The 11,235-nt window shown below is 64.1% G+C and carries 5 protein-coding genes; 3 read left to right on the plus strand and 2 right to left on the minus strand.

Annotation, left to right across the window (positions count from 1 at the left end; genetic code table 11):
- Nucleotides 1-48: 48 nt before the first annotated feature.
- A complete protein-coding gene (locus FIV42_RS23315) occupies nucleotides 49-6,585 on the plus strand; it encodes a cadherin-like domain-containing protein (RefSeq protein ID WP_141200019.1) in 6,537 nt (2,178 codons plus the stop codon).
- Nucleotides 6,586-6,921: 336 nt separating this feature from the next.
- Here the strand turns inward: FIV42_RS23315 and FIV42_RS23320 are convergent, their stop codons facing one another.
- Nucleotides 6,922-7,476: an ABC transporter ATP-binding protein gene (locus FIV42_RS23320; protein WP_141200020.1), complete on the minus strand. Its 555-nt coding sequence runs from the start codon at nucleotides 7,474-7,476 to the stop codon at nucleotides 6,922-6,924.
- 147 nt (nucleotides 7,477-7,623) lie between these two features.
- Between FIV42_RS23320 and FIV42_RS23325 the strand changes: the two genes are divergently transcribed.
- Both FIV42_RS23325 and FIV42_RS23330 read left to right on the plus strand, forming a co-directional pair.
- Complete coding sequence (locus FIV42_RS23325; protein WP_141200021.1) at nucleotides 7,624-8,364, plus strand: hypothetical protein; 741 nt, start codon at nucleotides 7,624-7,626, stop codon at nucleotides 8,362-8,364.
- Nucleotides 8,365-8,384: 20 nt separating this feature from the next.
- A complete protein-coding gene (locus FIV42_RS23330; RefSeq protein ID WP_141200022.1) occupies nucleotides 8,385-9,113 on the plus strand; it encodes a hypothetical protein in 729 nt (242 codons plus the stop codon).
- 87 nt (nucleotides 9,114-9,200) lie between these two features.
- Here FIV42_RS23330 and pepF read toward each other — a convergent pair whose 3' ends face one another.
- Complete coding sequence (gene pepF / locus FIV42_RS23335) at nucleotides 9,201-11,048, minus strand: oligoendopeptidase F (protein ID WP_141200023.1); 1,848 nt, start codon at nucleotides 11,046-11,048, stop codon at nucleotides 9,201-9,203.
- Nucleotides 11,049-11,235 lie beyond the last annotated feature (187 nt).

Genomic DNA, 11,235 nt, shown 5'->3' on the forward strand with positions numbered 1-11,235 from the left:
CCTAGACTCTGTTGAATAGCCCACTGACTATTCAGACTTGAGTCCAACATGAGCACCTTACTTCGCTTTTTCGCCACCGTTGCCGTCGTCTCCTGTCTTGGCGCATTTCTCGGCGCAGCCGAGGTCCAGGCACAGCCGCGGATCATCGTCGGCGGGTTTGAAGCCGGTGGAGTCTCCACCATTCTGACCAATCTCGGATACGCTCACGACGTCGATCCGAACGCGCAGTATGCCTTGCCGGTCTCAGCGGGGAGCGCCAGCGGCTATGACATCGTCATCAACAGCGGTGCGGTCATCCTCGGCACCAGTCCAGACTATTCGAGCCTGCTAAACGGCGGGGGCCGCATGCTCACGCCGCTAGTGCGCGGGTTTGTGGAGTGGCCGTTCAATTACCCGCCGGTGGCCAACGAGGACTCCGGGCAGATGGACGAAGAGACCACGATCACCATCGACGTGCTGGGGAACGACACGGATCCGGACGGGGACCCGATCACCCTCGACAGCGTCGACGTCCCGGCGAACGGTGTCGCGTCGATCGTCTCCGGACAGGTCGAGTACACGCCCAACGCCGACTTCAACGGCACGGATACGTTCACCTACACGATCACCGATGATAGCGACGAGCCGGCCACCGGCACGGTGACGGTGACCGTGGCGCCGGTCAACGATTTGCCCTCCTTCGTGGCGCCCACGCCTGCTTATCAGGCCACGCTGCGTGTGGTCGAAGGCGACGTCCTTGCGATGACTTTGGCCGCCGAGGACATCGACGGCGACACGTTGACATACGGTGTCGAACCGATGCCGGCCACGGCGGTGATCGACGCGGCGAGCGGGGCGTTCGAGTGGACACCGACTTGGGAAGATATCGGAAACGTGAGTCTGGAGCTGCAGGTTACGAACGCCGAAGAGACGGTCACACGACCCGTCACGGTGATCGTCGGCATGCTCGACGAGGACGGCGACGGGGTTTCCGATGGCCAAGAGGTCGCCGAGGGGCTCGAGCCGACGACCGACGACACAGACTCCGACGGCGTGCTCGACGGTGAAGACGCCTGTCCGACTGAAGCCGGGCAGGGCACTGACGGGTGCCCCGACGACGTGCAGCCCGACGTCGGAGTGGATGTCGGAGTGGACGCCGGGGCTGACACGGGTGTCGATTCTGGTGTGGACGCAGGAGTCGATGCAGCAAGCGATGCCGGATCGGATGCGGGGGACGGATCCGATGCCGGACCTGGCGATACAGGTGCCGAGACGTCGTCCAAGGATGGTACTGCCCAGTCAGGCTGTGCGTGCAACGCGACCGGCAGTGGGCCTGCGCCCGGCTCGGCACTCTTGCTGCTCGTCGGCCTACTCGCGCTGCGGCTCGTGGGCCGGCGCAAGCGCGGCGAATCGAACGCGAAATCCCGTCGAGTCGCCGCTCTGGCCGCCATCGTCGCGCTATTCGCCGGCGCCGCTTGCGGCGGAGACGGCGGTGGCTCGACCTCCAATGCTGACGCGAGTGACGACGTCGGCGGCGCAGACATTACGGAGTCCGACGGCGGTGAAGTCGACGGTGGCGAACGCTGCGTGCGCGACGAGGCGCTCATTGCCGAGCCGCGAAACTGTCGTCTCGACAGTGACTGCGCGTGCGGCGCCTATTGCGATCTCGGCAGTTGCACCTCCGACTGCCTGACGGACGACGATTGCGCAGACGGTGAGACCTGCAGCGATTTCGGTCGGTGCCTCTCGCCGCAGAGCCTTCCTGCAGGCGTGGTCGCCGACGAGCGCGGCGAGCTCGAAGTACGCCCGAGGCTGCTCCCGTACTTGGCCGCCGGCGAGTCTGTCGGCCTCGAACTGCGCGCCCTGAACGCTCCGGTCGAGCGCGTGCGTGCGGTCGCATCGCCTGGCCTCGAATTGGTGTGCGCCGAGGGCGAAGATCCCACGGCCGAGTGTCTGATCGAATCTCCCATCGCCGCTGAGCAGATCGTCAGCCTCGAAGTCCGCGGCACCGACGAGACTGACGATGCCGACGACCGCCGCTTCGTGACCGTGCACACCGCCGGACACGTTCAGACGGTGAGCGTGGAGGAGGCCCCCGACGATTCGTCGGTCAACGGCGACCCCGCCGGTGTGTTCGAGGGCTACCTGGAGCCCATCGCCGCGGGCATCGACGGCGAGCCGCTGCAGCCTCTGACGGCTGCGCAGAGCATCCCGGTTCGCGCGGAAGTCCACATGGCCACCGGCGGAGTCATCATGTTCGAAGACCCGAGCGGCAGGCTTCATCCGCAAGGCCAGTGGGTCGGTCGATTCGAGCCTTCGGCAAGCGGGAACGCGCTCGAGTTGCCCTCGTTCGTGGCACACCAGGGCAGTGTCGAACCGGGCCAGGATACTGATCTCGTGGTCTCCGGAGAGGTCTCCGGGCTCGAGTTCACCGACGGCGGCAGCTCGTTTCAGTTCGAGCTCATCCGGCGCGTCCACGGCATGCTTCCCGACGGCAGAGGCCCGGCGATCAAGTATCGCGGCGCGTTTCGGCGCACCGAGCGCCACGCGGCCGACGCGGTCGCCCCGCAAATTCCGGCGAGCGTGACCACGACGGTCAATGACTCGCAGATCTATACGCCGCTGAGCTGGGAAGCGCGTGTCGGGACCGAGATCTTGAACGACACTCCGGCGCTGTCTACCTCCGACATGAGCGCGTTTGCCGACGCGCTAGACAGCCGTGGCGACGGACTGCTGCGCTTCTGCGCCAGCGACTCCCGCCAGCTCCTTCAAGATTCGGCCGATTACTGGATGGGGCCGTGGTTTGACGAGCGAAATCCTCAGGACCGCTACCTCTTCGATTATGCCACCTCTTGGCCAATTTGGGGCGACATGCCGGGCCTGATGTACGGAGAGTTGGCCACCTTTGCTTACGACTTCACTAATGGAAGCTTCCAACCCAGGTCTCCGCGTCTGGTCGGCATTGTCGAGGGGCGCGATTGGCAGTGGGCGTGGCACGACGTCCCCTGTGATTTCGACATGGGTGCAGCGACCTATTCGGTCAGGATGCGTGATTGGCAAGTCTTCGGATGTGCCGAGCCCGGCGACCACCCGTTCTCGGCGCGGTCCATTGATCAATGCGCCGACGTGGCGGCCGACCTTGGCTGCCAGGTGACCGATGACGTGCGCGAGACCTCGTTCACCACGAACACCCGTATTGAGTATAACGACGATTGCAGCTCCTACGGCGACCTCGACGTCCCGATTACGGTCAACAAGGTCTGCCGCATGCCGAAGGCGCCGCCCATTTGTCCCGAGATCATTCTGTGCGATGCGTCGGGCGTCGAGCCCGTGCTCGACCCACGCACCGGCGAATTTACCTGCGGCAAGGCGGGCTACGGCGTGGCGATTGGCGCCGACATTCGCGCGGCCGGTGGCGAAGCGATCAAGTCCGACGCGCTCTACGAAAGTTGTATCGCCGACCTCGACCGCCTCTTCAACGGCGTCGACGCGACCAGCGATATCGAGAGCCTCCTCGCCCCGGGCGATTGCCTCAACGCCTCTCGTTTTCTGTACGCGCTGGGTTCGGCCATCAGGGCGACGCGTACCTCGGACCCGCAATATCCCACCGAGGCGTTCTCGGCCACGTCGCGGGCTCAGAAGCACGCTCACCGCCTGCTGCAGCGCTGGCTCGTGCTCCACGGCTTCTTGGCCGTCGAGATGACCCAGCGCGACGCGCTCGAGCATATCCTGCGCGACGAGAACACCACCGTGCCGACTCCGGCCGAGGCATTGACGGCATCGTTGCGAGGCTGGGAGCTGTTGATGCACCCGCGCTTCGCCACCGTGCTCGACGGACTGCCCGGCGAGGTCTTGCTGCGTCCCGACTGGCGCGTGGAGTTCGACCCGCAAGTGTCGGCGTCGGCCGAGCACGACCACCACGTGGGCATCCCGGTGGCGATGGTCGAGACGCTGGCGCATCAATACGAGCTGGCCGCCGTGCATCTCGAGCGCGCGGCCTACTCCTTCGACCAGTCGGCACTGGCCGACGTCGAGGCGCTGGGCCGCATCGAAGAGGTGATGCGCGCCGAGGCCATCGGACTCTACGCTCGCGCCCTCACGGCGGCTCAGGCCGAGGGCCTGGCGCAAGTGCCATGGGAGCCGCGCTTCCGAAGCGCGCTCTCGCAGCTCGACACCGCTCGCCAGCGCATGCTCGAGCGTGCCGACGAGCTCGAGCGTGGCGAGGCGCCGCTTCCGATCTCGGACGTCGATCTGCCGCTCTACTTTTTCGGTGATGCAGCCGCCCCCGGCGAGCGCTTCGCCGCGGTCAGCGACTATCTGCTGGGCCGCGTCGGCACCAGCGACGTCGGCTGGGCCGAGGACGCCATCACCAAAGCCGAAGCCTCGTTTCAAACCGCGCGCACCAAGTGGGTCGCCCTCCAGGAGCGCGAATGGCGCGCCGAGATCGATGCCGCCGCCCAGGCCCAACGCGAAGAGGAGCTGCGCCAACGCTACGGCGACCAGATCAACGAGTTGTGCTTCTTGCCGCTCGACGCCGTCGACGTGCTCGACTTGCCCGAGTTGTCGCCGCAGACGTGTTTTATCGACGAGGAAGCGCCCAAATGCGCCGTCGGCGTTGAGGACTTCGCGCACGGAGCGACGGCCGAGGACGTCGCCCTGCAGGTCTGCTCGGTCTATGAGTACGCACAGCGGGGTCACAAGAGCGTTCGATTTGCCGACGATGATTTGACCTCCATCGCCAACCGCTACGAGGACTGCACCTCCATCGCCTACGACCCGAGCTGCACCGAGTTCGGTGAAGCCGGCTGCGTGGAGTGCGTGTTAGCGGACGAAGATAACCTGCGCGCCCCCGTGTCGCCCGCGTCGATGCGCCTGGTCCTGCCCAGTCAAATCCCCGCCGGTGACCACCGCGTGGTCTCCCGGGCGTGCGCGGCGAAACACCCCCGCGGGCGTACCTCGATTCCGGGAAGCCGGGACCTCGAGAACGCCGATTGCTTGCGCGGCTCGATGGGCGAGACGGTGCTGACCGTCCTGGCGGCCTCGAAGGACGTCGAGATCGCCCGCGCCGAATACGACGAGTATATGGAGTCGTACGACATCGCGATGCGAGCGTGTGCGCGCCTGCAGACGGCCAACGACAAGATCGCGACCGCGACGACGAACCACAACAAGACGATGAAAGAGCTGCGCGCCGGCAAATTCGCGGCCGACACGACCGCCTTGGTCGCAGGGAGTATCAAGGACTGCATGAGCAACATGTCGTCGGCGGCAGGCGACGGTGCAATATCGTTTGGCACGTCGGTGGCCTTCGCCGGCGTGGCCTGCGGCGCGGGCTTCGTGGAGGCGGCGGCGAATATCACGTCGGCGGGCCTGCAAATGCGCATGGACAACGTCCAGGCGAGTCACGAGGCCACCGTGGCAGGCTTCGAGCGCAGCGCCGAGATCGACCGTTGCCGCATCGAGGCCGAGGCCGAGCTCGTCGGCCTTCGCGCCGCGGGCTTGCGCATCTCGCGGGCGATGGATGACCTGACCCTGGCGATGTACCGGCTCGACGAGCAAAAGAACCTGGTCGCCGCGCTCTTCGCCGAGGGCAAAAACTCGCTGGCCCGCCTCGAAGGCCGCGCCGTGGCGCCGCCCGAGGGCCAGTTGTGGCTCGACGAAGATGTCGCCGGCTTCGAGCGCCAGATGCGCCTGGCGAAACGCATCACCTACTTGACCGTGCGAGCGGTGGAGTACGAGTTCCAGCAATCGCTGTCGGCGCGCTACGATGTGCTCGGCGCGCTGCGGCCCGCCGACCTGCAGGTGGTGGTCGACGAGCTGCGCACCGAGGCGGCCACGCGTGGGGTCAACGGCAGCCGCCCCAGCGACTTGAAGGTCGTGGTGAGCATGCGTGACCACTTGATGCAGATCTACGACCGCAGCGCGGCGGCCGAGGGCGAGCACCTGCTCACCGAGGTCGAGCGCTTCCGCAGCCTGTTGCTCTCCGACCAGTACAAAGCCTACGACGAGCAGGGCCAGTTCATCGGCCTGCGCATCCCCTTCGAGCTCGCGCCGCTGGACGCGCTGGGGCTCGGCGATAGCGCAGGCATCGGCGTCTTCGCCCAGAACGACTGCGCCGAGCGGCTCTGGTCGGCGAACGCCTCGGTGGTCGGCTCCGATGACGTCTTGCGCGGTGGGTCGAGCTTTACGCGCGTGGATCTGCTGAAGCGAAACACCTTCTACAGCCAATGGTGCAGCACGCCTGCGGAGGGCGCCGAGCCGTTCCAGATCGCCTCGGTGCGTCCGTCGGTGAACTTGTTCAAGGACCCGCAGTACGGCACCGAATTTGGCGAGAGCCGCCTGGGCGTGGTCAACGGAACCGAGTTGTTCTCGAGGGCGCGCATGCAGCCGGCGGTCAACGTGGCGCGTGACGCCTTCGAGGACGACGCCTACGCCAACGGGCAGACCGCCGAGTTGGCTGCGCGCGGGCTGTACGGCGATTACGCGCTATTCATCCCCGCCAATATGCTCAGCCGGGTCGAGAATGGCGTGGCCTCCGACGGGTTGGATATCAGCGAGGTCGACGATATTCTGATTCGCCTCGACTACGTCTCGGTGGCTCGTTGACTGAGAAAGGGGGCCTTGCAGAGCAGAAGCGCCCGCTACATAGGCAATTAAGGACATAGGGGCCGCGAATCGACCTAAAACCGCAACTCGCGACCCTTATGTCCTTAGTACTACTTGGTCACTTTCGGTGAACCCGCCCTGGAGCGGCCCAGAACCACGATCGCTTCGGCGTCATTCTTCCATGATGCGCACCGGCATCGCTGTCAGAATGCCTTCTCGCGCTCGTGGCCCTGGTCTCGCTCAGGTGCGGGCCACGAAATTGACCAAGTAGTATTAGATGCTCATGTAGCGGGCGTAACTCATCTGCAAAACGCATGTTTCGCGATGAATTTCTATCTACGTCGTCTCGGGAAAGCGCTCTTCGACGAACCCGCGAATCTCGCCCATCTGCTCGCCGGCCAATCGCTGGCCGAACATCGCGACGGCGTAGACCAGCGCAATGCCCAACATGCACCCGCCGGCGACCCAAAAACCGCTGGTCTGCTGTTTGAGCGATATCTGGCTGAATCCCATCAACACCCCGACCCCACCGCTGATGCCGAGCACGGCGTAGGCGGCCACGAACATCGTCCAGACGCTGACGTTGGGGCCGAAGCGGCCGTCGAGCTCGGCGCCTTCGTCGGTGGGCTCGATCAGCAGGTTCAAGTAGGGCGACCAGAAATGCTGGCGCGCTTTCGGCACCGTGATCTCGACCTGGTGGTCGTGGAAGTGGATGACGAAGGGGCAATCTTTCGATTGCACGCACTCTTCGAAGCGGGTCACGACTTCGTCGGGCGCCACAGAGACGCGTCGACGAAAACGAGGCCGCATCCGCAGGGCGCGGACTCGATACTCCCATTCGTAATCAGACATCGGTGCGTTGGCCGGATAGGGCTGCTTAGACGTGGACATGAGGGCCATTGTCGCCTCGGCGGCTCGAAAATTCAAGTGTGGGGTGCACTTTGCAGGCGGCGCGACCGTCCTAGGTTTGAACGGGAGACCGAACTCGACGACATCGGGCGTTCTCTTCGACCGACCTCTGAACCAAAGGCAAGTGCAATGTTGCGAGAGTTGGTGGGCGAAAGTGAGTGGCAAGACGTGCGCGAGTTCGTCTCGCCAAAGATATTCAAGATCGTGCCGTTTTCCACGGCGACGCGCCAGTTTCGCAAGGTGGCGTCCAATTACTTCGACAAAACGGGGTTTCACGAGGCCGTCGCCGAGCGCAGTCAGTGGCTCGGCCGCCGGCAGTTGCCCATCAAGTTGACCTCTCGACGCACGGTGGAGTTGGGCGACGGGGCGACGAGCGGTCAGCTGGTGCTGCAGCTCTACTTCCATCAGCTCTTTTACGGCAAGCGCACGCTGCTCGACCTGCGCCATGCGCGCTTCGGCGGCATCAACGGCAAGGTCGAGTGGGTGCCCCATGCTTTCTGGACCGAGTGGGAGCCCGAGTTTCGGCTCGCCGCCCAAGATATCTACATGGGGTTTTATCTCGACGACGACGCACGCTTCGAGGCGGGCCTGGACGTGATGGGCCTGCTCTGCGCCGAGGACGTCTTCGTCGAGCACTTCGGCGGCGGCGAGCAGCACGCGGTCAGCTTTCGCATGGAGCGCTTCATCAAGACCTTTCGAAAGACGTTGCAGCGGTGCAAGGCCGCCGGCCAACGCGCCCATCCCAACTTGATCCCGTTCGGGATGTATATCGTCACCCTCTACGACCACCTCGAGCACCTGGGCGGCGAGTTCGACGTGCGCGGAGCGTTCTTCGATGCGGTCGACGTCGAAGAGTTTCGAATTCAGTGAGTAACACCAGGGTTTGAGTCATGCTGCGAGAGATTATCAGCGAGAGTGAGTGGAAGGACGTCCGGGAGTTTCTCTCTCCGAGGATTTTTTCGGTCGTCCCGCTGAGGAAGGCGACGCGCCAGTTTCGAAAAATCTCGTCGAATTATTTCGACCGAGCCGCCTGCGAGCACGCCCTGGCTCACCGCCAGGAGTGGCTCGACCGCAAGCAGTTGCCGGTGGTGCTCCGCAGCACCCATACGGTGCCCTTGGGCGACGGGGCGCTGGGCGGCCAGCGCGCGCTCGAGATCTACTTCCATCAACTCTTCTACGGCCATATTGCCGTGCTCGACATGCGCTACGAGCGCTTCGGCGGCATCAACGGCAAGGTCGAGTGGGCGCCGCAGCCGTTCTACGTCGAGTGGGACTCCGAGTTTCAGGAGGCCATTCAAGATATGTACTTGGGCTTCTACTGCGAAGACGAGGACCGCTACGACCGCGGGCTGGAGGGGATGGGGCTGATGTGCGCCGGCGACATCTTCTTGGAGCATTTCGGCGGCGAGGAGCACGAGGTGAGCTTCAAGATCCACGACTTTATCGAGACCTTCCGCAACACGCTGCACCGGTGCAAGAAGTCGAAGGAGAAGGCTCACCCCAACCTGATTCCGCTGGGGATTTTTATCGTCACGCTCTACGACCAGCTCGAGAAGCTCGGCGGGTCCTACAATCCCCACAAGGCCTTCTTCGAGGCGGTCGATGTGGATGAGTTTTAGCTGAATGACCAGCGCTGGAAGCGCTGCCTCCAAGACGGGTCGACCCTGCCATAGGAGGCAGCGCATCTTGCGCTGGTAGAAAGCAGGTCAGTCGAGCCGCTTTAGCTCTTCGTCGAGCATGCCGACGAGTCCGTCGAGCTGGTCGACGACCGCTCCCACGGTCGACTCCTCGCTCAGGTCGACGCCTGCATCCTTCAAAAGCTCCATGGGGTGGTCGCTTCCGCCGGCGCGCAGCAGGTCGAGGTAGCGCTCGACGGCCTCGTCGCGCGCGTCACCCTCTTGGTCGAGAATCTCGCGCACGATCTTGGCCGACGAGGCGTAGCAGGTCGCGTACTGGTAGACGTAGTACGGCGAGTTGAAGAAGTGCGGGATGCGCGCCCAGGTCACCTCGTAGAGCGGGTCGAGCTCGAGGGCGTCGCCGAAGTAGTGCTCGAGGCGGCCGTAGTACAGCTCACTCAAGGTCTCGGCGGTGATCGGCTGGCCCTCTTCGACCATACGGTGAGCCCGAAGCTCGTAGTCGGCGAAGAGCGACTGCATGTAGAACGTTCCCACGATGCCGTCGATGGCGTGCTGCAGAAGCACGGCGCGCTCGGTGGGATCGTCGGTGTTGTCGAGCATGTGGTCGAGCAAGAGCGCCTCGTTGAGCGTCGAGGCGACCTCGGCCACGAAGATCGTGTAGCTCGCCGTGGCGAACGGCTGGGTCTGGTTGGCCAGAAGCGTGTGCATCGTGTGGCCGAGCTCGTGGGCGAGCGTAAAGACGTGCGACAGCGTGCCGTTGTAGTTGAGCAACATATACGGGTGCACCCCGTAGACGCCGGCCGAGTAGGCCCCGGAGCGCTTGCCCTTGGTCTCGTACACGTCGATCCAGCCACCGGTCAGCGCCTCTTCGAGCTGGCTCTGGTAGCTTCCACCCAAGGGAGCGACCGACTCAATGACCGTGTCGGCGACCGCGTCGTAGTCGTACTCCTTATCGAAGTCGACCAGCGGAATAGAGGTGTCGTACAGGTCGTAGGTGTCGAGCTCGAGGACCTCTTTTCGCAGCTTGTGGTAGCGCCGAAGTGGCTCGGTGCCGGCGGCGGCCGTCTCGATGAGCGTCTCGAGCACGCTCACCGGCACGTTGTTGCTGTCGAGCGCGGCCTGGGCGGTGCTGTCGAAGTTGCGGGCCTGGGCGCGCGCCCAGTCACGCTGGCAGATGCCATTGTAGAGCGAGGCGTAGGTGTTTCGCTTCTCGCCATAGATTTCGTACAGCGCGCGGAACGCCTTCTGGCGGTCTTCTTGCTCGCGGCGGGTGCGCAACAGCTTGCCGTAGGCGGCGTGGCTGACCTCGACGCTCTCGCCGTCGCTCAGCTCGATGGTGTTGAACTCGACGTCGGCGGTCGACAGCGCGCGGTAGGTCTCGGCGGGCTGGCCGTTGAACCGACTGTAGTACGACAAGAGCTCTTCGCCTTTCTCGTCGAGGCAGTGCTCGCGCTGGCGGTAGATCTCCGCGATCGGGAACCGGTAGTCGGCGAGCTCGTCTGTCTCGTCGATCCAGCCCATCATCTTGCCTTCGTCGATCGACAGCATCTCGGGCTCGAACCACGCCGTCTTGGTGCCGAACTCGGCGAAGAGGTTCTGGATGCGCTGGATCTTGGCGAGCAGCTCGTTGTTTCGCTGGTCGGTGTCGTAGCTGAGCATCGGAAAGCGATACAGCTTGTAGGCGAGCATGCCGACCTTGTCGTTGAGTTGGTAGGCGCTCAGGACCTGCTCGGGGCCCTCAGACAGCGTGCCGCGCATCTCGACGAAATCATCCATCAGCTCGCGGCAGCGCTCGACGTCGGCATCCCACTCCTCCCAACTGTCGTAGATATCGCTCAAGTTCCACTTGTAGCGATCATCGATGTCGTCGCGTTCGGGGACGGAGGTGGCCGGGGTGGGTTGTGCGGTCTGGGTCATTGGTTTGCTCGCATTCGGTCGTAAAGGATCAATTCGGGCACGCACAGATCTAATCGCAATTCACCGGTAGGTAAATGTCGGCGGGATCGTCAATAGGTAAATGTGGCGACGGGTAGGGCTATGGCTGATTGTCCAACACATCTTGATTAGCGTTCGCACGACTTGTTTGGGCCGCGGTCGTCTCGAC

It is taken from the genome of Persicimonas caeni (assembly GCF_006517175.1).
Taxonomy (GTDB): Bacteria; Myxococcota_A; Bradymonadia; order Bradymonadales; family Bradymonadaceae; genus Persicimonas; species Persicimonas caeni.

Excerpts from the sequence above, each read along its gene's own strand:
- FIV42_RS23320 (WP_141200020.1), bottom strand. The coding sequence starts at position 7,476 with ATGTCCACGTCTAAGCAGCCCTATCCGGCCAACGCACCGATGTCTGAT.
- FIV42_RS23330 (WP_141200022.1), top strand. The coding sequence starts at position 8,385 with ATGCTGCGAGAGATTATCAGCGAGAGTGAGTGGAAGGACGTCCGGGAG.
- FIV42_RS23325 (WP_141200021.1), top strand. The coding sequence starts at position 7,624 with ATGTTGCGAGAGTTGGTGGGCGAAAGTGAGTGGCAAGACGTGCGCGAG.
- FIV42_RS23315 (WP_141200019.1), top strand. The coding sequence starts at position 49 with ATGAGCACCTTACTTCGCTTTTTCGCCACCGTTGCCGTCGTCTCCTGT.
- pepF (WP_141200023.1), bottom strand. The coding sequence starts at position 11,048 with ATGACCCAGACCGCACAACCCACCCCGGCCACCTCCGTCCCCGAACGC.